Below are 24947 nucleotides of genomic sequence, written 5' to 3'. Positions count from 1 at the left end.
GTCAGCGGGAGCCCGCGGGAACCGGGCTGCCCTGCCTCGCCCGGCTCCCGCGTCGGCCGGTCAGCTACGGCCGGTCAGCTACGGCCGCGCAGCTGCCGGTACGTGGCGACCAGCGTCTTCGTCGACGCGTCGAGGCCCTCGACCTCGGCGCCCTCCGTCAGTGCCGGCTCGACCCGCTTGGCTAGGACCTTGCCCAGCTCCACGCCCCACTGGTCGAAGGAGTCGATGTTCCACACCGCGCCCTGCACGAACACCTTGTGTTCGTAGAGCGCGACCAGCTGGCCGAGGACGGACGGGGTGAGCTCCTTCGCGAGGATGGTCGTCGTCGGCCGGTTGCCCCGGAAGGTCTTGTGCGCAACCAGCTCCTCGGGCACGCCCTCCGCGCGGACCTCCTCGGCGCTCTTGCCGAAGGCGAGGGCCTGGGTCTGGGCGAAGAAGTTGGCCATCAACAGGTCGTGCTGCGCCTTGAGTTCACCGCTGAGCTCGCCGACCGGCTCGGCGAAGCCGATGAAGTCCGCCGGGATGAGCCTGGTGCCCTGGTGGATCAACTGGTAGTAGGCGTGCTGGCCGTTGGTGCCCGGCGTGCCCCACACGACCGGCCCGGTCTGCCACTCCACCGGCCGGCCGTCCCGCTGCACCGACTTGCCGTTGGACTCCATGTCCAGCTGCTGCAGATAGGCGGTGAACTTCGACAGATAGTGGCTGTAGGGCAGCACCGCGTGCGACTGGGCGTCGTGGAAGTTGCCGTACCAGATGCCCAGCAGGCCCAGGAGCAGAGGCGCGTTGGCCTCGGCGGGAGCGGTGCGGAAGTGGTCGTCCATCAGTCGGAAGCCGTCGAGCATCTCCCGGAACCGGTCGGGTCCGATGGCGATCATCAGGGACAGGCCGATCGCGGAGTCGTACGAGTAGCGGCCGCCGACCCAGTCCCAGAACTCGAACATGTTGTCCGGGTCGATGCCGAACCCGGTGACCTTCTCGGCGTTCGTGGACAGCGCCACGAAGTGCCGGGCGACGGCCTTCTCGTCGCCGAGTGCGTCCACCAGCCACTTCCGGGCGGAGGTGGCGTTGGTGATGGTCTCGATGGTGGTGAAGGTCTTGGAGGCGACGATGAACAGGGTCTCGGCCGGGTCCAGGTCACGGGTGGCCTCGTGCAGGTCGGCGCCGTCCACGTTGGAGACGAAGCGGACCGTCAGAGCGCGGTCGGTGAAGCTGCGCAGCACCTCGTGGGCCATCGCGGGGCCCAGGTCGGAGCCGCCGATGCCGACGTTGATCACGTTCTTGATGCGCTTGCCGGTGTGGCCGGTCCAGGCACCGGAGCGGACGCGGCCGGCGAAGTCGCTCATCCTGTCGAGAACGGCGTGGACCTTCGGGACCACGTTCTCCCCGTCGACCTCGATCACCGCGTCGCGCGGGGCGCGCAGCGCGGTGTGCAGCACCGCACGGTTCTCGGTGACGTTGATCCTCTCGCCGCGGAACATGGCGTCCCGCAGGCCGAACACGTCCGTGGCGGCGGCCAGCTCGCGCAGCAGCCGCAGCGTCTCGTCGGTGACCAGGTGCTTGGAGTAGTCGAGGTACAGGTCGCCGACCTGGAGCGTGTACCCCTCGCCGCGCCCGGGGTCGCCGGCGAACAGCTCCCTGAGATGGGTGCCGGCCAGCTCCTCCCGGTGCTTGGCGAGAGCGGTCCACTCGGGCGTCTGGTTGAGCCTGGTACGGCCGTCTGCGTTCATTTCCGACTTCCGCCTTCTTTCGTGCCTGTCCCAGCTGTTCCAACCTAGTTGATCACTGCGCGGTACGAGCCGTCGTGGCGTCGTCGTGCGGCGCAACAACAGGTACGTCCGGCTTGCGGGCCGGTATCAGCGAGGTGACGGCGAGGGCGAAGAGGACGGCGGCGAGCAGGGCCGGTCCGTTCAGCCCGTACGTCCGGGCCGCCACTCCGCCGAGGAGGGCGCCGAGGGGGGCGCCGGAGGTCGAGGACGTGCGGAAGGCGGAGGCGATACGGCCCACCATCGCCTCGGGGCTGCGCTGCTGCATCAGGGTGACCTGGTTGACGTTCCACACCATGTTCATGGCGCCGAGGAGCAGCATGCCGGTGACGAGCGCGGCCAGGTGCCGGACGGATCCGATGAGCAGCAGCGACGACGTCTGGACCGTGCCGGCGACGAGCAGCGCCCGCACCCGGCCGGTGCGGCGCGCGAGGCGCTGCGCGACGAACCCGCCCGTGATGCTGCCCACCGAGAATGCCGTCATCGCGGCCGCGTATCCGGCGTTGCCCGCGTCCAGCCAGCGCGTCACGTGCAGCGCCAGCATGGCGATCAGGGCGCCCATGCCGATGTTGCACAGCAGCGTGGCCACACAGGTCGCGCGCAGTGCCCCGTCGCCCCACAGGGCGCGCAGGCCCGCACCGATCTCCGTCCGCAGGGTGCTGCCCGCGGCGCGGGGCGCGCGCTCCGGCGGACGTATCCGCAGGGACGCCACCAGGGCGGCGGCCGCCAGGAAGGTGCTCGCGTCGGCCGCGAAGGGCAGGAACGCGCCCGCCGCCAGCAGCAGCGGCACCAGCGGGGCGGCGAGCAGGCCGCCGGCGATCTGCTGGCCGGTCATCAGCCGGGCGTTGGCACCGCCCAGGGCGGCACGGTCCACGAGCGCGGGCAGCAGGGCCGTGGCGGCGTTGTCGAAGAGCGTCTGGAGGGTGGTCAACACGAAGGCGAGGGCGAGCAGCAGAGGGATCGAGGCATGACCCAGTCCCACGGCCACGGCGAACGCGGCCACCAGCAGGCCGCGGACCGTGTCCACGGCCCACATCGCCCGCCGCCCGTCGACCCGGTCGGCCACGGCCCCGCCGAGCAGCCCGAACAGCAGCCACGGCACATACCCACAGGCCGTCACCGAGGCGATGACCAGGGGTTCGTCGCTGAGCCGCACCGCGAGCAGGGGCAGCGCGGAGGTCCGTAACGCGTCCCCGAACCGGGAGACCACGGCGGCCGTCCACAGCCGCCCGAATCCCCCGCGCCACACGGGCGCCGGCATGCGCCCTTCCTCGACCGTCGCCACAGCTCCCCCCTCACCCAGCACCCCTGGACGCAAGGCGCCTATGGACACAAGGTAAAGGGAGCCACTGACAATCGACCGGCCGCCGGGGGGCGGATACGGCTCCGGCCAGGCACCTCTGGGCGCCCGGCCGGTGTCAAGTGCTAGATCTCGCCGCGCAGTTTGGCGAGCGCCTCGGCGAGGATCGCCTCGCCGTCCGCGTCGCTGCGCCGCTCTCGTACGTACGCGAGGTGCGTCTTGTACGGCTCGGTGCGCGGCGGGTCCGGCGGGTTGTCCCGGTCCTGTCCGGCCGGGAAGCCGCAGCGCGGGCAGTCCCAGGTCTCGGGCACCTGCGCGTCGCTGGCGAAGCTGGGCTGCGTCTCGTGCCCGTTGGAGCACCAGAAGGAGATGCGCAGACGCGGCGCGGACTCGCCGCGCTCGGCCTCGCCCATCGGCCCCGCCCCGACCCGGCTTCCTCGGATCGCGTTGCCACTTGCCACGGTGTAACTCCCTGCGTGATGGTGCCGCGAAGCGAGTCGGCGTTTCGCTTCGCTGCGAGCGCCTCAGTCTACGTAAGGCCCAACGCGCGTCCAGTGATTGGAGTTACAAGGGCCCCGCTCCCAGACGCAAGCCCCATGATAGGCCGCGCCCAGGAGCGCGTACCGAACATGGGGCCTTACGTACCGAATATGCGTGATGTGTGTGCTGCGCGGGTGTCGCCGGCTGTTCGTCCTCAGCTGTTCGTCTTCATGAGGATGCCGAGGACGATGATGCACGCGAACCACAGCAGGCCGACCACGATGGTGATCCGGTCGAGGTTGCGCTCGGCGACCGACGAGCCGCCGACGGACGACGCCATGCCACCACCGAACATGTCGGAGAGGCCGCCGCCCTTCCCCTTGTGCATCAGCACCAGCAGCATCAGCAGCAGGCTGAAGACGATCAGGGCGATCGAGAACCCCAAAACCACGGCTGGACCAACTTCCTCGGATTCGGATGGACGACGGGGGCACAGCACCTCGGCCGTGCCCCCGCAAGAGTACGACGTATCGCCGCTACCGCCTACTCACAGCGTGCGTCACTGATCGCGGAAACGCACGATCTTGACGAACTCGTCGGCGTCCAGCGAGGCGCCGCCGATCAGGGCGCCGTCGATGTCGGCCTTGGCCATGATCTCGGCGACGTTGCCCGACTTCACGGAGCCGCCGTACTGGATGCGGACCTTGTCGGCCACGTCCTGGGAGTACAGCTCGGCGATCTTGGCGCGGATGGCGGCGCAGACCTCCTGGGCGTCGTCGGCGCCGCAGACCTTGCCGGTGCCGATGGCCCACACGGGCTCGTAGGCGATCACGACGGTCTCGGCCTGCTCGGCCGGGAGGTCCTTCAGACCGCCCTCGACCTGGGCGAGGGTGTGGGTGACGTGGTTGCCCGCCTCGCGGACGTCCAGCTCCTCGCCGACGCACAGGATCGGGGTGAGGCCGTGCTTGTAGGCGGCCTTGACCTTGGCGTTGACCAGCTCGTCGGTCTCGTTGTGGTACTGCCGGCGCTCGGAGTGGCCGATGACCACGTAGGTGCACTTCAGCTTGGCCAGCATCGGGCCGGAGATCTCGCCGGTGTACGCGCCGACCTCGTGCTGGGAGATGTCCTGGGCGCCGTACTTCAGCCTGAGCTTGTCGCCCTCGACCAGGGTCTGCACCGTGCGCAGGTCGGTGAAGGGCGGCAGGACGGCGACCTCGACGGCCTCGTAGTCCTTGTCGGCCAGGGCGAAGGCGAGCTTCTGGACGTGTGCGATGGCCTCGAGGTGGTTGAGGTTCATCTTCCAGTTGCCCGCCATCAGCGGCGTGCGCGTGCTCATCGAGGTCAGTCCTCCAGTGCGGCGAGGCCGGGGAGCGTCTTGCCCTCGAGGTATTCGAGGGAGGCGCCGCCACCGGTCGAGATGTGGCCGAATGCGTTCTCGTCGAAGCCGAGCGTACGCACGGCCGCGGCGGAGTCACCGCCGCCGACGACGGTGAAGCCGTCCGAGTCGACGAGGGCCCGGGCGACCGCGGCGGTGCCCTGGGCGTAGTCGGGGTGCTCGAAGACGCCCATGGGACCGTTCCAGAAGACGGTCGCGGCGTCGGCGAGCTTCGAGGCGTACAGCTCCCGGGTCTTCGGGCCGATGTCCAGGCCCTCCTGGTCGGCGGGGATCTTGTCCGCGTCGACCACGGTGTACTCGGACGGCGCCTTGGTCTTCAGGTCCGGGAACTCCCGGGAGACCAGGACGTCGACCGGGAGCACCAGCTCGACGCCCTGCTTCTCGGCACGCTCCATGTATTCCGTGACGGCCGGGATCTGGTCCTCCTGCAGGAGGGAGATGCCGACCTCGTAGCCCTTGGCCTTGAGGAAGGTGTAGGCCATGCCGCCGCCGATGAGCAGACGGTCGGCCTTGCCGAGCAGCTGGTCGATGACGGCGAGCTTGTCGGAGACCTTGGCGCCGCCGAGCGCGACGACGTAGGGGCGCTTGACGTCCTCGGTGAGCTGCTTCAGGACGCCGACCTCGGTGGCGATGAGGTAGCCGGCGTAGTGCGGCAGCTTCTTCGCCAGGTCGTAGACCGAGGCGTGCCTCCGGTGGACCGCGCCGAAGCCGTCACCGACATAGACGTCGGCGAGTGCGGCGAGCTGGTCGGCGAACGCGCCGCGCTCGGCGTCGTCCTTGGAGGTCTCGCCGGGGTTGAAGCGGAGGTTCTCCAGGACGGCGACGTGGCCGTCGGTGAGGCCCGCGACCGTGTCCTGGGCGGACCGGCCGACGGTGTCGGTCGCGAAGGCCACGGCGGAGCCGAGGAGTTCACCCAGGCGGGAGGCGGCCGGAGCGAGGGAGAAAGCGGGGTCCGGGGCGCCCTTGGGGCGGCCCAGGTGCGAGGCGACGACCACCTTGGCGCCCGCGTCCGCGAGGGCCTTGACGGTGGGCAGCACGGCGCGGATCCGGCCGTCGTCGGTGATGGTGCCGTTTTCCAGCGGCACGTTGAGGTCGGCGCGGACGAAGACCCGCTTGCCGCTCACGCCGGCGGCGAGAAGTTCGTCGATCGTCTTCATTGAGTGGACTCCAAAGGAGGGCTCGTGGTGCACCTGATCGTAAAAGGACGTGGTCCGTACGCGAGACAGGGCCCGGACAGCGCGGCGGTGCGCTGCCCGAGCCCTGCTCTCACTACACGGCCCTGCTGCTGCGATCTGCGGCGATCAGAGCTGGTTGCCGACGAAGACCGTGAGGTCCACGAGGCGGTTGGAGTAGCCCCACTCGTTGTCGTACCAGCCGATGACCTTCACGTTCTTGCCCTCCTGGACCATGGTCAGGGAGGAGTCGAAGGTGCAGGAGGCCGGGGCGTTGACGATGTCGGAGGAGACGATCGGGTCCTCGGTGTAGTCGAGGAGGCCCTTCAGCTCGCCCTCGGCGGCCTTCTGGAAGGCGGCGTTGACCTCTTCCTTGGTGACCTCGCGGCCGAGCTCCACGACCAGGTCGGTGACCGAGCCGGTCGGGACCGGGACGCGCATGGCGATGCCGTCCAGCTTGCCCTTGAGCTGCGGCAGGACGAGGGCGGTGGCCTTCGCGGCACCCGTGGTGGTCGGGATGATGTTCTCGGCGGCGGCACGGGCGCGGCGCAGGTCCTTGTGCGGGAAGTCCAGGATGCGCTGGTCGTTCGTGTACGCGTGCACCGTGGTCATCAGACCCTTGACGATGCCGAAGTTCTCGTCGAGGACCTTCGCCATCGGGGCCACACAGTTGGTGGTGCAGGAGGCGTTGGAGATGACGTGGTGGTTCGCCGGGTCGTACTTGTCCTGGTTGACGCCCATCACGATGGTGATGTCCTCGTCCTTGGCCGGAGCCGAGATGAGGACCTTCTTCGCGCCACCGGCGATGTGCTTGGCGGCGTCTTCCTTCTTGGTGAAGATGCCGGTCGACTCGATGACGATGTCGACGCCCAGCTCGCCCCAGGGGATGTCGGCCGGGTTGCGCTCGGAGAGCACCTTGATGGTGTGACCGTCCACGGTGATGGTGTCGGCCGTGTGGGAGACCTCCTGCTTGAGGCGACCCAGGATCGTGTCGTACTTGAGCAGGTGAGCCGTGGTCGCGGTGTCACCCAGGTCGTTGACAGCCACAACCTCGATGTCCGCCCCCTGCTCCAGCAGCGCGCGGAAGTAGTTACGACCGATGCGGCCGAAGCCGTTGATGCCTACGCGGATCGTCACGAACCGATCTCCTCGTTGGTACGCCGGCCATGCGGTGCCGGCGAGCTCTGTTTGGGATGTCCCCGACCACCACCGACCCTACCTCCCGGAGGGCCCCGGAGTGACATCGAGATGGCGCATACACGGGCAGGCATTCCGTACCCGCCAGTAGGGGTACGGACCGTCCCGGATCGGCAGGGGATTCACTCGTATTTAGTACGGAATGCCGGGCGGATTTTGCGCTGTCTTCACTCGTTCGTGAGCGGGTCGGCTCACTTGATCAGGCCCCTTTCACGCACCGTTGAGAGGGCTCCCGCTCACCTGTTGGAACAAGGCGAGCGGGATCTGTCAACGTGGCGCCCCTCACCCGTCGGGTATGGCGGGCCTCACCCGCCGAGCGCTGCCATCGCCTTCCTCACCAGGGCTGCCCGGTCGGCCGCCGACGACACCTGCTCCAGGCCGAAACCGAGCAGCACGGTGTCGTCCGTGGTGACCGCTCCGTACGTCTGGAACAGCGGCCCGGAGCGCGCCCAGTCCTTCACCACGGGCGGGCTGCCCGCGGGCGGCCCGGCCACGTGCCAGGCGCCCAGGGACGACTCGAATCCCTCGGTCTCCTTCACCGTTCCGCCGACGACGAGCGAGGCGTCGTCCGCGAGCACGCCGTGTCCGCCGGTGCCCGGGTCGGTGATGTAGCTGATCGAGACCTCGACGGACTTCCCGGCGTAGGCGCTCAGATCGAATCCGACCTGCTGCCAGCCGCCGGAGCTGCCGGTGAGGCTGTTCCAGGAGCCGGTCGTACCGCTCGCCGTGCAGGCGTTGTCCGCGAGCGTCAGGTAGTGCTTCAGCCACGGATGCTCGGCGATCAGGAACCCCTGCCCGCAGTCCGCCGGCACGGCCGTCCTCGTGGCGCCCCCGGTCTCCGGCAGCGTGGTCCAGTCGTCGGCGCCGACGGTGTGCGCCTCGATCACCGCGTGGTCGTAGCCCGGCTCGGTGTCCCACAGCAGCCGGGTGCGCAGGGCCGGCTTGTCGGCGGCGCTGACACCGGTGAGGTCGATGGTGCGGGTGAGGCGCTTGTAGGCGTTGTCGGTGTGCACGGCGGCGGCCATGTACGAGCCGGCATACGGCCCGTAGGGGTCGGCCGTCCCGGCGAACCGGCCCGCGCCCGCGCTCTTGAACTGCGGGTACGCGGCCACCGGAAGTTCGTCCGAGGTGACGCCGTAGGTGCCGGCCGCCTCCAGCGGGTTGCCGGGTGCGTCGCCGAGGGCACCGGAGTAGCCGTCCAGGGCGCCGGTGCCGGTGAAGCCGGTGGCTCCCTTGGTCGCCGTACGGCTGTAGGCGCCCAGGTAGTACTGGCTGAAGTCGTCCGAGAGGGTGCCGTCGCCGAGGTCGACGCTGCCGCCGGCCAGTTCACCGGCCTCGATCAGCCGGCCGCCCTCGTTGAGGTAGGCGCGCAGCTGGAGCTGGGTGGCGTTGCCGGGCCCGGCGGCGCCCGAGTAGTGCACGACCGTCTTGAAGTGCTTCAGTACGCCGAGCGCGTCGGGGGCTCCCTGGGTGGCGACGTCCCACACCACCGCCGTGTGTCCGGCCGCCCCGACGGCGTCCACGTACTTCTGCGCCTGAGTGGCGGCCGCGCCCTCCTCGGCGACGACGAGCGTGTCGGCCTTCGGCCGCTCGGCGACGGTGTACGTGAAGTGCGAGCCGGCGACCTTCCTGCCGCCCTTCGTCTCGCCGGTGAACCAGACCTCCACCTTGTCGCCCGGCTTGCCGCCCTGCACCGTGGCCCGGTACTCGTCGAAGTACAGGTCGTCGTGGCCGCCGTAGGTCCGGCCGCCCTTCCAGCGCCGCAGCGCCCGGTCGTGCGTACGGCCACCGTTGACGCGGTACTTCAGCTCCTTGTCGCGGATCGCCTTGCGGACGACGACGGAGACCTCCTGGTCCGCACCCCGCGCGTACGACGTGGGGAACGTGGCCGGGGTGAAGTCGGCGGCGCTCAGCCCGACCGAGGAGACCGGCCTGTCGGGGTGCTCAGCGGTCTCGGCGACGGAGAGCGCGAACGGGATGTTCTTGGCGAACTCCTGCTGGATCAGCTTCTCGTCGTCGGGGAAGTTGAAGACCGACTGGCAGTCCTCGGGCTTCCAGGCGTCGTTCGGGTCGATGGCCGACGCGGTCTGGCAGGTCGACATCTCGGGGGTGAACATGGCGATGCCGTTGACGTTCGACGCGTGCCCGTCCGCCTCGCCGTTGGTGGTGTACAGCTCCGAGGAGACCTGCGAACGGTAGCCGGGGATGGCCGGGTTGTCCGGAGTGCCGGCGAGTGCCTTGTAGAGGACGTCGTCCGGGGTGGGGGTGGCGACCTGCCAGCCGACGCCGTAGAGGAGGAGTTCGGCGGCGGAGTGGTAGTTGACGGCGTACCTGAATCCGACGCGTTTCTCGAAGCCGTCCAGCGCCTTGGTCTCGGGCTCGGACTCGGGGCTCGCGCCGCGGTAGGTCTCGCCGGCGGGGTCGGGGGACGAACCCTCGTCGTCGTAGCCCCACTTGTAGGGGAAGTTGCGGTTGAGGTCGACGCCGTCACCCGTGCCGATGGCACCGTCGCCGTTGACGTCCCGCAGGTTCTTGCGCCACAGGCGGGTCGTGGAGTTCTTGAAGGTGTAGTCGTAGCCGTCGGGGTTGGCCGAGATGACGAACCACAGTTCGGTGGAGTCGACGATCCCCCGGATGCGCCGGTCGGTCCTGTAGTGGTCCAGGTAGTAGTGCATCAGACGCCGGGTCATCTCCGGAGTGATCCACTCACGGGCGTGCTGGTTGGACAGATACAGCACGGACGGCTTGGAGCCGTCCTTCGTCGTCCTGGCTCCCCGGGTCAGTCTGAGGGCGAGGATGTCCTGGCCGTCGACCGTCTTCCCGATGGACTCGACCTTGGTCAGACCCGGGTTGGCCTGGGCGGTGCGGAGGATCTCCTGCTTGAGCCCGCCGCTTCCGCCGTAGGGGCGGAACACGCCCTGGGAGGCCTTCTCGATGAGCGCCTGCGCCTTGGCCGGCACGGTGTGCTCGGTGAGGTCGACGCCCTGTTCGCGGAGTTTCGCGGCCTGCTGGTCGGTGAGGTAGACCTCGACCTCGGATTTCCCGGACTTTCCGCCTCCGGTGGCCTGCTCGGCGAGTTCGTCACCGTCCTGACCGGCCTTGAGCAGCAGGGGTATCTGCTGCTGGGTGACCTCGGCACGGAAGACCTTGACCGCGTCCGGGTCGGACTTCGCCGGGCTTCCGCTCTGTGCCTGGGCTACGGGTGCGAGGCTCGCTCCGCCGATCAGGAGCGCGCCGACAGCGAGGATCGATCTCGCTCTGTGTCTCATGAACCCCCCTAGCGGTGGTCCGCCACAGCGGTGAACAGGTTGCCAGGCTCATGTCAGTCAGAGATCGAGTCAAGAGTGCCTAACGGCCACGCACATGACCGTTCGCCGGGTACGCGAAGGCCGGTGCCCGGACCTCAACTGGCCCTCGGCACCGGCCTGTTGGTCCCGTCGGATCAGCCGACCAGATTGTCCGCCAGCTCCTCGCTGAGGTTCGCCTCCGTGCCCGGGATGCCCAGGTCGGCGGCGCGCTTGTCGGCCATGGCCAGCAGACGGCGGATGCGGCCCGCGACCGCGTCCTTCGTCAGCGGCGGGTCGGCGAGTGCGCCCAGTTCCTCCAGCGAGGCCTGCTTGTGCTCCATGCGCAGGCGTCCGGCGGCAGCGAGGTGCTCGGGGACCTCGTCGCCCAGGATCTCCAGCGCCCGCTGCACCCGCGCACCGGCGGCCACGGCGGCCCGTGCCGAGCGGCGCAGGTTGGCGTCGTCGAAGTTGGCGAGCCGGTTGGCCGTGGCCCGCACCTCGCGGCGCATCCGGCGCTCCTCCCAGGCCAGCACCGACTCGTGCGCGCCGAGCCGGGTCAGCAGCGCGCCGATCGCGTCGCCGTCGCGTACCACCACCCGGTCCACGCCCCGCACCTCACGGGCCTTCGCGGCGATCGACAGCCGGCGGGCGGCGCCGACCAGCGCGAGCGCGGCCTCCGGGCCCGGGCAGGTCACCTCCAGGGAGGAGGAACGACCGGGCTCGGTCAGCGAGCCGTGCGCCAGGAACGCCCCGCGCCAGGCCGCCTCCGCGTCACAGGTGGCCCCGGAGACCACCTGCGGGGGCAGGCCGCGGATCGGGCGGCCCCGGCCGTCCACGAGCCCCGTCTGGCGGGCCAGCTGGTCACCGCCCGCAACGACCCGTACGACATAGCGCGAGCCGCGGCGCAACCCGCCGGGCGCCATCACGATCAGCTCGGAGCTGTGGCCGAAGATCTCCAGGATGTCCCGCTTGAGACGGCGGGCCGCCATCGCGGTGTCCAGCTCCGCCTCGATCACGATGCGCCCGCTCACCAGGTGAAGGCCGCCGGCGAACCGCAGAATGGCGGAGACCTCCGCCTTCCTGCAGCAGGTCCGGGTGACGGGGAGCCGGGAGATCTCGTCCTTCACCGCTGCCGTCATCGCCATGGGCCGATCCTTCCATGCATCCGAAAAATACGGTCGTACGCGGCGGCCAACAGCTCCGGGTCGTGCCGGGGTGTTCCGTCGGTCCGGGCCACCGGCGCCAGCTCGATCGCGGCTCCCAGCCGTTTGGCGGCCTCGGTGAGCGAGTCGCGATCGGGCACGGCGGCCTCGTCGGCCAGCACCACGTCCAGGGCGAGTTTAGGGGCGTGTCGGCCCAAAACCTCCAAATGACGCTGCGGGGAGAAGCCCTCGGTTTCTCCCGGCTGCGGGGCGAGGTTCAACGACAGCACCTTGCGTGCCTTGGTCTCGGTGAGGGCGTCCAGCAGCTCGGGGACGAGCAGGTGCGGGATCACCGAGGAGAACCAGGAGCCGGGGCCGAGCACCACCCAGTCGGCGTCCAGGACCGCCGCGACGGCCTCGGGCACGGCCGGCGGGTCGTGCGGCACCAGGTGCACCGACTGGACCTCGCCGGTCGTGAGGGCGACATTCGCCTGCCCGCGCACGGTGTCCACCTCGTCCGGGCGCTCCGGGTCGTGCCCCTTGACCAGGGCCTGCAGCTCCAGCGGTACGGCGGACATGGGCAGCACCCGGCCGTGCGCGCCGAGCAGCTTGCCGACCAGGTCCAGGGCCTGCACATGGTCGCCGAGCTGCTCCCACAGGGCGACGATCAGCAGATTGCCGACCGCGTGCTCGTGCAGATCACCCTGGGACTGGAAGCGGTGCTGGATGACCCGGGCCCAGGTCTGGCCCCACTCGTCGTCCCCGCACAGCGCGGCCAGCGCCTTGCGCAGGTCGCCGGGCGGCAGCACACCCAGCTCGTCACGCAGCCGGCCGCTGGAGCCGCCGTCGTCGGCCACGGTGACGACGGCGGTGAGATCGCCGGTGATCCGGCGCAGCGCGGCCAGCGAGGCGGACAGGCCCATGCCGCCGCCGAGCGCGACCACCTTCGGCTGGGTGCCCCGGCGGCGGGGCCGGCCGCCGCGGGCCTCGGCAGGGCGGGCCGCCCCCTCGGCCGTGGCACGGCTGGAGCGCCCCTCCGGCACCATCCGGCGCAGCCTGCCGAGCCGCCGTGTACGTTCCGTCATTCCCGTCCCATGTCCCGGTGTACGACCACCGTCTCCACACCCTCGGCCGCGAGACGCGCGGCGAGCTTCTCCGACATTGCGACCGAGCGGTGCTTGCCGCCGGTACAGCCGATGGCGATGGTCACATACCGCTTGCCCTCGCGCCGGTAGCCCGCCGCGATCAGGCGCAGCAGTTCCGCGTAACGGTCGAGGAAGTCCTTCGCGCCCGGCTGGTTGAAGACGTAGGCGGCGACCTCCTCGTTGAGACCGGTGAAGGGGCGCAGCTCCGGGACCCAGTGCGGGTTGGGCAGGAACCGCATGTCCGCGACCAGGTCGGCGTCGACCGGGAGGCCGTACTTGAAGCCGAAGGACATCACGGTGGCCCGCAGCTCGGGCTCCTCCTCGCCGGCGAACTGGGCGTCCATCTTGGCGCGCAGCTCGTGCACGTTCAGGCTGGAGGTGTCGATCACCAGGTCGGCGTCGCCGCGCAGCTCGCGCAGCAGCTCGCGTTCGGCGGCGATGCCGTCCACGATGCGGCCGTCGCCCTGCAGCGGGTGCGGGCGGCGCACCGACTCGAAGCGGCGCACCAGGGCCTCGTCGGAGGACTCCAGGAAGACGATCCGCCGGGTGACGCCCCGGGTGTCGAGGTCGGCGAGGGATTCGCGCAGATTGTCGAAGAAGCGCCGGCCGCGTACGTCCACGACCACGGCGATCCGTGCCACGTTGCCCTGTGAGCGGGCGCCCAGCTCCACCATGGTGGGGATGAGGGCGGGCGGGAGGTTGTCCACGACGAACCAGCCGAGGTCCTCCAGACACTTCGCCGCGGTCGACCGTCCGGCTCCGGACATGCCGGAGATGATCACCAGCTCGGGGATGGCCGCCTCCGGGCCTGCGGCCGGCGTACCGTCCGTGCTCACCTGTGCTCCGTTTTCCTGGGCCGCGGGCTGCTCGCCGGCCGCGGGGTGTGGCTGATCCTGCCCCGCTTCCCTGTGGGCCCGATCTCGCTCTTCTGTGGGCTGCTCGTCGTGCTCGGTCATCTCTCCTGCCCCCGTCGTTCGTCCGGGAGGCCCGCGGTTACGGGCTCCCCCGGGGAACCCGCCGTCGTATCGGGTTCCCCGTCATCAATGATCTCTCCAGTCGCCGTGTTCACGGCGGGTGCGGCCGGAGCCGCCTGGGCGAGGGCCGCGGCGATGGTCTCGGCCGTCTTCCGGCCTATCCCGGGCACCTCCTGGATCTCCTCGATTGTGGCGGACCGCAGCTTCTTCACCGAGCCGAAATGCTTGACGAGCGCCTGTTTGCGGGTCTCGCCGAGGCCGGGAACGTCGTCCAGGGGGCCGGCCCGGAAGCGCTTGGCGCGCTTGGTGCGCTGGTAGGTGATCGCGAACCGGTGGGCCTCGTCACGGACGCGCTGGAGCAGATAGAGGCCCTCGCTGCTGCGGGGCAGGACCACCGGGTCGTCGTCGCCGGGCAGCCAGACCTCCTCCAGGCGCTTGGCGAGGCCGCAGACGGCGATGTCGTCGATGCCCAGCTCGTCCAGGGCGCGCCGGGCCGCGGCGACCTGGGGCTGCCCGCCGTCGACCACGACGAGCTGGGGCGGATAGGCGAACTTCTTCGGACGGCCGTCGTCGTCCTTGAGGGAGTTGGTGATCTCGTCCGTGCCGGTGAGTGGGCCGTCGACGTCAGTGAGGGCGTCCTCGGTGCCGGGGCCGTCCGCCCACTCCCCCGTCCTCTCCTTCTCGGCGAGGTACCGCCTGAAGCGGCGGGTGATCACCTCGTGCATGGAGCGGACGTCGTCCTGGCCCGCGAAACCCTTGATCTGGAAGCGGCGGTACTCGCTCTTGCGCTGCAGGCCGTCCTCGAAGACCACCATGGAGGCGACCACGTCGTCGCCCTGGAGATGCGAGATGTCGTAGCACTCGATGCGCAGCGGGGCGCTGTCCAGGTCGAGGGCCTCGGCGATCTCCTCCAGGGCACGCGAGCGCGTGGTCAGGTCGGAGGCGCGCTTGGTCTTGTGCAGCGCGAGGGCCTGCTGGGCGTTGCGCTGCACGGTCTCCATGAGCGCCTTCTTGTCGCCGCGCTGCGGGATACGCAGCGAGACGTTCGCCCCGCGGCGGCCGGTCAGCCACTCCTGGACCGGTTCGACGGGCTCGGGCAGCGCCGGGACCAGGACCTCCTTGGGGACGGCGTCCCCGGTCTCCTCGCCGTAGAGCTGCTGCAGGGCGTGCTCGACCAGGGCGCCGGTGGTGATCTCCTCGACCTTGTCGGTCACCCAGCCGCGCTGGCCGCGCACCCGGCCGCCGCGCACATGGAAGATCTGGACGGCCGCCTCCAGCTCGTCCTCGGCGACGGCGATGAGGTCGGCGTCCGTCGCGTCGGCGAGCACGACGGCGTTCTTCTCCATGGCCTTCCGCAGGGCCTCGATGTCGTCGCGCAGCCGCGCCGCCCGCTCGTACTCCATCTCCTCGGCCGCCTCCATCATCTGCTTCTCCAGACGGCGGAGGTAGGTGCCGGTGCGGCCGGCCATGAAGTCGCAGAACTCATCGGCCAGCTCCCGGTGGTCCTCGGGGCCGATCCGGCCGACGCAGGGGGCGGAGCACTTGCCGATGTACCCGAGCAGGCACGGCCGGCCGGTGCGGGCGGCGTTCTTGAACACGCCGGCCGAGCAGGTGCGCACCGGGAACACGCGCAGCAGCAGGTCGACGGTGTCCCGGATGGCCCACGCGTGCCCGTACGGCCCGAAGTACCGGACGCCCTTCTTCTTGTGACCGCGCATCACCTGCACGCGCGGGAACTCCTCGTTCATCGTCACCGCGAGGTACGGGTAGCTCTTGTCGTCGCGGTACTTGACGTTGAACCGGGGGTCGTACTCCTTGATCCAGGAGTACTCCAGCTGGAGGGCCTCCACCTCTGTGGACACCACGGTCCACTCCACGGACGCGGCGGTGGTCACCATCGTCCGGGTGCGCGGGTGCAGGTTCGCCAGGTCCTGGAAGTAGTTCGCCAGGCGCTGGCGCAGGCTTTTCGCCTTTCCGACGTAGATCACCCGGCGGTGCTCGTCACGGAACCTGTACACCCCGGGGGAGTCCGGGATCTCACCCGGCCTGGGGCGGTAGCTGGAGGGATCGGCCATGTCTCACACCCTACTGGCGAGCACCGACACCGCGTCGGGCCTGTGGACGACGCCCATGCCCGTGCCGTTCACCTGTCCACAGCCCATCCCGTGTCCGCCGAGCGGCAGGCCCCTGTCGATCACGTGCCGGAGGGTCCGGAACGCCTCGTCGAGCGGCAGGGTGGCCTCGTCGGGCGTCTCGCACTGCCCGTTCGCCGGCCGGAAACCCCGCGTGCGGGTGTTCGCTGTCGCACACCACGGACAGCAGGCGCCCTGCGGAGCCGGTCAGCCAGGTTTCGAGCCGGCCCTCGGTTTTCGGGCCGGCTCTCGGCGTTCCACCGCCGCAGCACGGTGACCGCCTCCTCCGCCGTAACGGCCGTGCGATCACCTGTCACCGCCGTGCGATCGCCGTCGAAGGTCCAGGTCTCCGTCGTGAGTCGATCTTCCCATCGGCCGGCTCGGGCGGGCGTGACCCTCGAGGCCCGGGGCCCCGGCCCGGAGCCGCGGCCCGGCCAGGGGCGGCCGTGGCGGGTTCGAGGTGTTGTCGGGGTCTGGTCAACACGCTTCAATGCGGGGGAACTCGGGGCCGTGCACGCGCTCGAACAGGCGCGGCGTGCGCAGCCAGGGGCGTCCACCGCGCCCACGGGGGTGGCCCCGCACACCAGCGCAGGCGGCCTGACCAGCCGTAGCGACACCTCATAGAAAGGCGCCCCGGCATGCGGCATGCCACAGAGCACGCGCACCTCCCCACCGCGGAACTGGACACGGCCCTGCGGGGCGGCCCCTTCCACGTGGCGCTGCGCGCCGCGATCGCCGCACGCGGGCTGCCGCTCCAGCGCGTCCAGCACCATCTGTCCCGGCACGGGGTCAAGGTCGGGGTCACCAGCCTCAGTTACTGGCAGCAGGGTGCCCGCCGCCCCCAGCGCCCGGAGTCGCTACGGGCCGTACGGGCGCTGGAGGAGATCCTCCAGCTGCCGGACGAGTCACTGATCCGGCTGCTCGCCGAGGCCGACGGGCGCACGGCGGGCGGGCGGCCGGCGGGGCGCTCCTACCGCTCCCTGCTCCAGGCCTCGGACGTCCTGGACCGGCTCCGGGCCGAGCTCGGCTGGTCCCTCGACGGCGGGCTGCACACCCTGGGCCACCACGAATGCGTCCGCATCGGCGCCCGGCGCGAGCTGGCCGGCCGCGAGGCCCACCACATCGTGCGCGCCCACCGCGACGGCGTCGACCGTTTCGTCGCCGTGCACCATGGCGACCCCGGCTGCCGCCCGCACGACATGAGAGTGCGAGCGCTGGAGAACTGCCGCACCGGACGCGTCCGCTGGGACCAGGACACCGGCGTGCTCGCCGCGGAGCTGCTCTTCGACATCCGGCTGCACGCCGGCGACACCTTCCTGTTCCGGTACGGCATCGAGGACGGCACGGCCGGGCCCTGCCGCGAGTACCTCCACCGCTTCGGCTTCCCCGGCGGGCAGTACGCCCTCCAGGTGCGGTTCGACGAGGCCGCCCTGCCGGCCCGCTGTCATCGCTTCACCCAGCACTCGACGGCGGCCCCCCGCAACGCCCGCCACGAACTGCCGCTCACCGGCCCCCACCACTGCGTCCATGTGGTCGAACCACGGATCCGACCCGGCATAGTCGGCATCGCGTGGGATTGGGATTGAAGTCGCCGAGTGAAGTCGCCTCGGACGTAGGCCTGTTGAGACGTTTCGGCGTTTCGGACAGGCCGCTCTCGAGCGGTGGACCCGAGCTCGCAGAAGGGCGGGTGCGGGTGCGCGGGGTACGGGCATCCTGGCGTGGGGCGCCGTGGCGGCGAGTGGGACCCGGGGCGTGGAGCGGTGAGGCGGCTGGGCGTGGGGTACGGCGCGGCAGGTGGGCGGTAGGGCGTGGTGGCGCAGCGGCACGGGTGACAGAGCGGGAAGTGTGAGCGGCGCGGGACGACCGCCAGAGGCCGGACGGAGGCGGAGACGGGCGGCCGGAAGCTGGGGCGGCTGCGAAGCGACTGGCCAGGGGCTGCGGGACGGGGGACGGGGGACGGGGGCTGGGGACAGCGCCGACGGCACTGGCAGTAACGCGGCGTCCGGTGCAGCGGCGTGGCAGCACGGCCGCACCGGGGCATGACGGCGCACGCGACTGCGCCTGCGGTGTTGTGCTGCCGTACGCCCCGGTCAGGCGGCCGGGCCGGCGATGATCCTGCCGTTCGTGGTCTTCACGGGCAGCTCGGTCAGGGGCTCGGTCGCCGGTGACTGGACCACCTTGCCGGTCACGGCGTCGAACTGGCTGCCGCGGCAGGGGCAGACCAGGGTCGTCCCCTGGAGCTTGTTGATGGGGCACCCCGCGTGCGTGCAGATCGTGCTGTAGGCCTTCAGCGCGCCGTTCCCGTCGCGGCTGACGACCACGTTGTGGTCCCGGTAGAGCTTGGCGCCGCCCTTCGCGACCTCGTTCTCGGCGCCGAGGTCCACCGGCGCGGTCGGGGCGGCCGTGACCGAGCCGCTCTGACCCGGAACCGAGCACGCGGCCAGGCCGAGCCCGGCGACGGGGGCCACGGCGGCCCCTCGGAGGACGGTACGACGGCTCGCGGACGGTCGGGCGGGCATCTGGGACTCCACTGCTCAAGGGGTGTGCAGAGCGACGATACCCGGGCACGCGGGCCGGCCTCGGCGCGGGGGAGGTGACCTGCGGGAAACGGTGCCTGGAGCGGTGTTGCGGCGCAAGAGCGCGCCAGGCGAGGGCTGCGCAGGGAAGGGCTCGTAAACGCTTGCGCAAGCGTTTACGCGGAGCGGTCGATGGGATACGGTTCCGGCCGGACGAACTGCGCTCGGCCGGTCAGGAAGGAGACACGATGCCCACGATGGCGGACGTCGCGCGGAGCGCGGGAGTTTCCGTGGCGACCGTCTCCCACGTAGTGAACGGCACCCGCCCGGTGCTGCCCCACACCCGCCAGGCCGTGCTCGACGCGATCGACGTCCTCGGCTACACCCCGAACACCCTGGCGCGGTCCCTGGTGACCTCCCGAACCCGCTCCATCGGGCTGGCGGTGTCGGCGATCAGCAACCCGTACTTCACGGAGATCCTCCAGGGCGTCGAGGCCGCCGCCCTGGATGCGGGCTACAGCCTGCTCATCGCGGACCCCCACGACGACCCCGGACACGAGCGCAAGGTCGTGCAGCTCCTCCATGAACGCCGGGTGGACGGCATGATCGTCGCTCCCTCCGCGCGTCCTGACGAACTGGTCGGCTATCTCCGCCGACACTCCGTGCCGACCGTGTTCCTGGACCGGGTGATCGATGCGGGCGTTCCTGGGCCGGGGGTCGATGCGGGCGCGGTGGAGGGCCTTGCGGTAGGTACTGGAGCCGGCACAGCCTCCGGCGAGGACGCGCCCTGGTACGACCAGGTCTGCGCCGACAGCGCCGAGCCGACCGCCCGTCTGGTCACCCATCTCGCCGGGCGGGGCCATCACAGGATCGGCCTGGTCGCGGGCCTGCCCGGGCTCAGCACCACCGGTGAGCGCGTCTCCGGCTACCGGGACGGCCTCAGCGCCGCCGGGCTGGACTTCGACGAACGGCTCCTCGTGTCCGGCAACTCCGAGTCCTCGGGTGCCGAGCAGGCCACGGCCACCCTGCTCGCCCTCCCCGAACCACCCACGGCACTCGTCACCGCCAACAACGCCATGACCATCGGCGCCCTGCGCGCGCTACGCCGGCGCGGCCTGTCCGTCCCGGACGGCATCGCCCTGTGCTGCTTCGACGACTTCGCCTGGGCCGATCTGTTCTCCCCCCGGCTCACCGCCATCGCACAGCCCAGCAGGGAGTTGGGCACGCTGGCCGTCCAGGTGCTCCTGGACCGTCTCGCCGAGCCGCGCCGGCCGCCCCGGACAGTGCGGCTGCCGTGCGCGTTCGTCCATCGCACGTCCTGCGGGTGCCCGGAGGAGCCGGGCAGGCCCGAGAATCCCGGGCACACCGCGTCATCCACGCCGTCGGAGAAGGGAACCGCCTCGTGATCGTCGTCGCCGGTGAGGCACTGATCGACCTGGTACCGCAGGGCTCCGGCGCCCTTGCGGGCCTGAAGCCGGCGCTCGGCGGCGGCCCGTACAACACCGCCGTGGCCCTTGGCCGGCTCGGTTCCCGCACCGCGTTCTGCTCCCGGACGTCACGCGACGCCTTCGGCGAGGCCCTGCTGGACGGGCTGCGGAGGGCAGGGGTGGACGTGTCGGGTGTGCAGCGCGGAGCGGAGCCGACGACGCTGGCGGTGGCCACGATCGACGGCAGCGGCTCTGCCGCCTATTCCTTCTATGTGGACGGCACCGCCGACCGTCTGTTCACCGCGCCCGCCGCGCTGCCCGCCGGCACGCGCGCGCTGTCCTTCGGTACCTGCTCGCTCGTCCTGGAGCCGGGGGCGAGCGCCTATGAGGAGCTGATGCGCACGGCTGCCGGACAGGGGCTGTTCACGGCACTCGACCCCAACATCCGGGCGGGGCTGATCCCGGACGCGGATGCCTACCGGGCGCGTTTCAAGAGCTGGCTGCCCTCGGTGACGCTGCTGAAGCTGTCCGCGGAGGACGCCGAGTGGCTGGGCGGCACCCCGCGGGAGTGGCTGGCCGCTGGACCGGCGGCCGTCGTGGTGACCCGGGGCGGGGACGGTCTGACCGCGTTCACCCGGGACGGTGCGGAGCACTTCGTGCCGGGTGAGAAGGTCGCCGTGGTGGACACCATCGGCGCCGGTGACACGGTGAACGCGGCCTTGCTGCACGGGCTTTCCGCCCTGGACGCGCTGTCGGAGGAAGCGCTCGCCGCCCTCGGGACAGGGGGCTGGACGCGGCTGCTGCGCTTCGCGGCACGCGCGGCTGCGATCACCTGCTCGCGGGCGGGGGCCGAGCCGCCGTTCGCGATGGAACTCGGTGATCTGTGAGCGTCCCCTTGTCTCTCCGCCGTTTCCCTCTCTGCTGTTGTCAAGGTGCGGCCGGACCCGTGGTGCGGGGGCCCTTCGGACCTCGGAGCCGGGGTGGCTGATGGTGGAACGAGTGGCGCCCCGCGGGAAGTTCCCGCGGGGCGCCACTTTTCTGGTGGTGTGTCAGGCCTTGCGTGCCCGCGTCGTCTTCTTCGCGGTCGCCACCTTCTTCGTGGCCGCATCGGCCTTCTTGGTCGCCGTGTTGTTGGCCTTGGCCGTCACCGTCTTCTTCGCCGCCGTCTTGGCGGCGGCCGTCCTCTTGGCCGTACCGGCCCGCGGCACCTTCACCGGTTCCGCGTCGCTGATGCGATCGGCGCCGAGGATCTCCCGCAGGAACTTGCCGGTGTGGCTGGCCGGAACCCCGGCGACCTCCTCGGGCGTGCCCTCGGCGACCACGAGACCACCGCCGGCACCGCCCTCCGGGCCCATGTCGACGATCCAGTCGGCGGTCTTGATCACGTCGAGGTTGTGCTCGATGACGATGACCGTGTTGCCCTTGTCGACCAGGCCGCCGAGGACCTTCAGAAGCTTGCTGATGTCCTCGAAGTGCAGACCGGTGGTGGGCTCGTCCAGGACGTAGACCGTGCGCCCGGTGGATCGCTTCTGCAGCTCGCTGGCCAGCTTCACACGCTGGGCCTCACCGCCGGAGAGGGTGGTGGCGGACTGGCCGAGACGGACGTAGCCGAGGCCGACGTCCTTCAGCGTCCTCAGGTGCCGGGAGATGGCCGGGACGGCCTCGAAGAAGTCGGTGGCCTCCTCGATCGGCATGTTCAGCACGTCGGCGATGGACTTGCCCTTGTAGTGGACCTCCAGGGTCTCCCGGTTGTACCGGGCACCGTGGCAGACCTCGCACGGGACGTAGACGTCCGGGAGGAAGTTCATCTCGATCTTGATGGTGCCGTCGCCCGCGCAGTTCTCGCAGCGGCCGCCCTTGACGTTGAAGGAGAAGCGACCGGGCAGGTAGCCGCGGACCTTCGCCTCGGTGGTCTCGGCGAACAGCTTGCGGATGTGGTCGAAGACGCCGGTGTACGTCGCCGGGTTGGACCGCGGGGTGCGGCCGATCGGCGACTGGTCGACGTGCACGACCTTGTCGACCAGGTCGTCGCCGTCCACGCGCGTGTGCCGTCCGGGGACGTTCCTCGCGCCGTTCAGCTCGCGCGCCAGGTGCGTGTACAGGATGTCGTTGACCAGTGTCGACTTGCCCGATCCGGAGACGCCGGTGACGGCCGTGAACACGCCCAGCGGGAAGGACACGTCGATGTCCTGCAGGTTGTTCTCACGGGCGCCGTGCACGGTGAGCTGCCGGGACGGGTCGTGCGGCCGCCGGATGTCCGGCACCGGGATCGCCTTGCGGCCCGAGAGGTACGCGCCGGTCTGCGACTCGGTGTTGGCGAGCAGTTCCTTCAGCGAGCCGCTGTGCACGACCTTGCCACCGTGCTCGCCTGCGCCGGGGCCGATGTCCACGACCCAGTCGGCGACCTTGATGGTGTCCTCGTCGTGCTCCACGACGATGAGCGTGTTGCCCATGTCGCGCAGCCGGACCAGGGTCTCGATGAGCCGGTGGTTGTCCCGCTGGTGCAGACCGATGGACGGCTCGTCCAGGACGTACAGGACGCCGACCAGGCCGGAGCCGATCTGGGTGGCCAGACGGATGCGCTGGGCCTCACCACCGGAGAGCGTGCCGGCCGCGCGGTTCAGCGAGAGGTAGTCCAGGCCGACGTCGACCAGGAAGCGCAGTCGCTCGTTGACCTCCTTCAGCACGCGCTCGGCGATCTTCTTGTCACGGGCGCTCAGCGTCAGCCGCCCCAGGAAGTCCGCGCAGTCGCTGATCGACATCGCGGAGACCTCGGCGATCGACTTCTCCATGATCGTGACCGCGAGGACGATCGGCTTCAGGCGCGTGCCCTCGCAGGAGGGGCAGGGCACCTCGCGCATGTAGCCCTCGAAGCGCTCGCGGCTGGCATCGCTTTCGGCCTCGCTGTGCCGGCGCTTGACGAACGGCACCGCGCCCTCGAAGGGCGTGGTGTACACGCGCTCGCGGCCGTACCGGTTGCGGTACCGGACCTCGATCTGGGTCTTGTGGCCGTAGAGCAGGGCCTTCTTCGCGCGCTGCGGCAGGCCCGCGAACGGGATGTCGGTGCGGAAGCCGAGCGCGTCGGCGAGCGCGCCGATCAGGCGGCCGAAGTAGTCCTTGGTGTGCCCGTGCGACCAGGGGTGGATGGCGCCCTCGTCCAGGGACTTTTCCTCGTCCGGGACGATCAGCTCGGGGTCGACCTCCATGCGCGTGCCGATGCCGGTGCAGTCGGGGCAGGCGCCGAAGGGCGAGTTGAAGGAGAAGGAGCGGGGTTCCAGCTCCTCGAAGGACAGGTCGTCGTACGGGCAGTACAGGTGCTCGGAGTACATGCGCTCGCGCTCGGGGTCGTCGTCGGGGAGGTCGACGAAGTCGAGCACGACCATGCCGCCGGACAGGCCGAGGGCGGTCTCCACGGAGTCGGTGAGGCGGCGCTTGGCGGACTCCTTCACCGTGAGGCGGTCGACGACCACCTCGATGGTGTGCTTCTCCTGCTTCTTCAGCGTCGGCGGGTCGGACAGCTGGATGGTCTGTCCGTCCACACGCGCGCGGGAGTAGCCCTTGGTCTGAAGGTCGGCGAAGAGGTCGACGAACTCGCCCTTGCGCTCGCGCACGAGCGGCGAGAGCACCTGGAAGCGGCTCCCCTCCGGCAGCTCCAGGACCTTGTCGACGATGGCCTGCGGCGACTGGCGCGAGATGGGGCGGCCGCACTCGGGGCAGTGCGGCTTGCCGATGCGCGCGAAGAGCAGCCGCAGATAGTCGTAGACCTCGGTGATGGTGCCGACCGTCGAGCGCGGGTTGCGCGAGGTCGACTTCTGGTCGATGGAGACGGCCGGGGACAGGCCCTCGATGAAGTCGACGTCCGGCTTGTCCATCTGACCGAGGAACTGCCGGGCGTACGAGGAGAGCGACTCCACGTAGCGCCGCTGGCCCTCCGCGAAGATCGTGTCGAAGGCCAGGGAGGACTTGCCCGACCCGGACAGGCCCGTGAAGACGATGAGCGAGTCACGCGGCAGGTCGAGCGAGACATTCTTCAGGTTGTGCTCGCGCGCGCCACGGACGATGAGACGGTCGGCCACGCCGGTCCGCACCTTTCTTGAGAGAAGTGACAGGGGCGGGGCCCCCGTGCTTCTTCAGACTAGGGGGAGCCACTGACAACGCCGGTCGGATTCTCCGGTTGCATAACAACCCCCGGCCATCCAGCATGCCCGACGCCGCTCTCGACGATATAGCACGTGCTTTCGATTTGCGGACGAGGTTCACCACCTTCACCCGAAGGTGTGGCGGGACTAATGTCAGGCCCATGATTGATCACGCTCATGACCTGGCATGTGTACGTGCCGCGACCGAACGGCTCCTCAGCGCGGTCGCCGAACTGGACAACGCGTCGCTCGCCGAGCCGTCACGGCTTCCGGGCTGGACCCGCGGGCACGTCCTCGCCCACCTCGCCCGCAACGCGGACGCGCTCGTGAACGTCCTCGAAGGCCGGCCCATGTACGCGAGCGCCGAGGTACGGGACGCCGACATCGAGCGTGACGCCCCACGCACCCTCGACGCCCAGCTCGCCGACCTGCGCGAGAGCGCGGCACGCTTCCAGGCGACGGGGGACGCCCCGGCGGACTGGTCGCGCACGGTGGAGCTGCGCAACGGGGTCACCGACTCCGCATCCCGGGTGCCGTTCCGGCGGTGGGTCGAGGTCGAGCTGCACCACGTGGATCTCGGCATCGGGTACGAGCTGGAGGATCTTCCGGCCGAGTTCACGGACCGGGAGATCGACTTCCTCGCGGAACGCTTCGCCGGACACAAGGAGGTGCCCTCGACCGGGCTGGTCGCGAGCAATGGCCGGATCCGGACCACGGGCGGCGGCGCGGAGGGCGGAGCGGTCACGGTGCGGGGCACGGCCGCCGACCTGCTCGGCTGGTTGGCAGGGCGGCGTGACGGCTCCGGCCTGACCACGGACGGCGCGCTGCCGAAGCTGCCTCCGCTGTAGGTCGCGGACGGTCCGCGGGCCCTCCCCCG

Annotated in this window: 18 protein-coding genes; 4 read left to right on the top strand and 14 right to left on the bottom strand. The window is 70.5% G+C overall.

Annotation, left to right across the window (positions count from 1 at the left end; genetic code table 11):
* Nucleotides 1–74: 74 nt before the first annotated feature.
* The 12 genes from pgi to uvrC all read right to left on the bottom strand — a co-directional run bounded on the left by pgi (nucleotide 75) and on the right by uvrC (nucleotide 15931).
* Nucleotides 75–1727 carry a glucose-6-phosphate isomerase gene (pgi, locus tag ACFYZB_RS04440; RefSeq protein ID WP_388754210.1) on the bottom strand — a complete coding sequence of 551 codons (1653 nt, stop codon included), beginning with the start codon at nucleotides 1725–1727 and terminating at the stop codon, nucleotides 75–77.
* A 52-nt stretch (nucleotides 1728–1779) separates the two neighbouring features.
* Nucleotides 1780–3024, bottom strand: a complete 1245-nt coding sequence (locus ACFYZB_RS04435; protein WP_388754207.1) for an MFS transporter — start codon at nucleotides 3022–3024, stop codon at nucleotides 1780–1782.
* A 164-nt stretch (nucleotides 3025–3188) separates the two neighbouring features.
* Nucleotides 3189–3476, bottom strand: a complete 288-nt coding sequence (locus tag ACFYZB_RS04430; RefSeq protein WP_007448238.1) for an RNA polymerase-binding protein RbpA — start codon at nucleotides 3474–3476, stop codon at nucleotides 3189–3191.
* 281 nt (nucleotides 3477–3757) lie between these two features.
* Nucleotides 3758–3988, bottom strand: coding sequence for a preprotein translocase subunit SecG (gene secG / locus ACFYZB_RS04425; protein ID WP_388754572.1), 231 nt, complete (start codon nucleotides 3986–3988; stop codon nucleotides 3758–3760).
* Nucleotides 3989–4102: 114 nt separating this feature from the next.
* Nucleotides 4103–4879 carry a triose-phosphate isomerase gene (gene tpiA / locus ACFYZB_RS04420; protein ID WP_351217837.1) on the bottom strand — a complete coding sequence of 259 codons (777 nt, stop codon included), beginning with the start codon at nucleotides 4877–4879 and terminating at the stop codon, nucleotides 4103–4105.
* Between the two features lie 5 nt (nucleotides 4880–4884).
* Complete coding sequence (locus ACFYZB_RS04415) at nucleotides 4885–6096, bottom strand: phosphoglycerate kinase (protein WP_388754203.1); 1212 nt, start codon at nucleotides 6094–6096, stop codon at nucleotides 4885–4887.
* 144 nt (nucleotides 6097–6240) lie between these two features.
* Nucleotides 6241–7248 carry a type I glyceraldehyde-3-phosphate dehydrogenase gene (gene gap / locus ACFYZB_RS04410; protein WP_069781521.1) on the bottom strand — a complete coding sequence of 336 codons (1008 nt, stop codon included), beginning with the start codon at nucleotides 7246–7248 and terminating at the stop codon, nucleotides 6241–6243.
* Nucleotides 7249–7613: 365 nt separating this feature from the next.
* Entirely contained in the window at nucleotides 7614–10577 is a 2964-nt protein-coding gene (locus tag ACFYZB_RS04405; RefSeq protein ID WP_388754200.1) for a M14 family zinc carboxypeptidase, read from the bottom strand.
* A gap of 173 nt (nucleotides 10578–10750) precedes the next feature.
* Complete coding sequence (gene whiA, locus ACFYZB_RS04400; RefSeq protein ID WP_351217830.1) at nucleotides 10751–11740, bottom strand: DNA-binding protein WhiA; 990 nt, start codon at nucleotides 11738–11740, stop codon at nucleotides 10751–10753.
* Nucleotides 11731–12822 carry a uridine diphosphate-N-acetylglucosamine-binding protein YvcK gene (yvcK, locus tag ACFYZB_RS04395; RefSeq protein ID WP_388754197.1) on the bottom strand — a complete coding sequence of 364 codons (1092 nt, stop codon included), beginning with the start codon at nucleotides 12820–12822 and terminating at the stop codon, nucleotides 11731–11733. Before yvcK ends, whiA begins: the two co-directional genes overlap by 10 nt.
* A complete protein-coding gene (gene rapZ / locus ACFYZB_RS04390; RefSeq protein WP_351217826.1) occupies nucleotides 12819–13838 on the bottom strand; it encodes an RNase adapter RapZ in 1020 nt (339 codons plus the stop codon). Before rapZ ends, yvcK begins: the two co-directional genes overlap by 4 nt.
* Nucleotides 13835–15931 carry an excinuclease ABC subunit UvrC gene (gene uvrC, locus ACFYZB_RS04385; protein WP_388754194.1) on the bottom strand — a complete coding sequence of 699 codons (2097 nt, stop codon included), beginning with the start codon at nucleotides 15929–15931 and terminating at the stop codon, nucleotides 13835–13837. The genes rapZ and uvrC overlap by 4 nt, the downstream gene beginning before the upstream one ends.
* Before the next feature lie 695 nt (nucleotides 15932–16626).
* On the opposite strand from uvrC, the gene ACFYZB_RS04380 reads away from it, so the two are divergent.
* Nucleotides 16627–17574 (top strand): hypothetical protein, encoded by a 948-nt coding sequence (locus tag ACFYZB_RS04380; protein WP_388754192.1) that lies wholly within the window; start codon nucleotides 16627–16629, stop codon nucleotides 17572–17574.
* A 504-nt stretch (nucleotides 17575–18078) separates the two neighbouring features.
* Here the strand turns inward: ACFYZB_RS04380 and ACFYZB_RS04375 are convergent.
* Nucleotides 18079–18507 (bottom strand): Rieske (2Fe-2S) protein, encoded by a 429-nt coding sequence (locus tag ACFYZB_RS04375; RefSeq protein ID WP_388754189.1) that lies wholly within the window; start codon nucleotides 18505–18507, stop codon nucleotides 18079–18081.
* 245 nt (nucleotides 18508–18752) lie between these two features.
* Here ACFYZB_RS04375 and ACFYZB_RS04370 point away from each other — a divergent pair, with 245 nt between their 5' ends.
* Both ACFYZB_RS04370 and ACFYZB_RS04365 read left to right on the top strand, forming a co-directional pair.
* On the top strand, nucleotides 18753–19910 hold the full coding sequence (locus tag ACFYZB_RS04370; protein WP_388754186.1) for a LacI family DNA-binding transcriptional regulator: 1158 nt from the start codon (nucleotides 18753–18755) through the stop codon (nucleotides 19908–19910).
* The gene (locus ACFYZB_RS04365; RefSeq protein WP_388754183.1) at nucleotides 19907–20818 is read left to right on the top strand and encodes a carbohydrate kinase; all 912 of its coding nucleotides are present in this window, start codon (nucleotides 19907–19909) and stop codon (nucleotides 20816–20818) included. The genes ACFYZB_RS04370 and ACFYZB_RS04365 overlap by 4 nt, the downstream gene beginning before the upstream one ends.
* Before the next feature lie 162 nt (nucleotides 20819–20980).
* Here ACFYZB_RS04365 and uvrA read toward each other — a convergent pair whose 3' ends face one another.
* Complete coding sequence (gene uvrA, locus ACFYZB_RS04360; RefSeq protein WP_388754180.1) at nucleotides 20981–24007, bottom strand: excinuclease ABC subunit UvrA; 3027 nt, start codon at nucleotides 24005–24007, stop codon at nucleotides 20981–20983.
* A 224-nt stretch (nucleotides 24008–24231) separates the two neighbouring features.
* On the opposite strand from uvrA, the gene ACFYZB_RS04355 reads away from it, so the two are divergent.
* A complete protein-coding gene (locus tag ACFYZB_RS04355) occupies nucleotides 24232–24918 on the top strand; it encodes a maleylpyruvate isomerase family mycothiol-dependent enzyme (RefSeq protein ID WP_388754177.1) in 687 nt (228 codons plus the stop codon).
* The last annotated feature ends 29 nt before the right edge of the window (nucleotides 24919–24947 follow it).

Source organism: Streptomyces sp. NPDC001852, assembly GCF_042891825.1.
Classification (GTDB): Bacteria; Actinomycetota; Actinomycetes; order Streptomycetales; family Streptomycetaceae; genus Streptomyces.
Note: the sequence above shows the minus strand (reverse complement) of the source record. Positions and strands in the feature narration are given on the sequence as shown.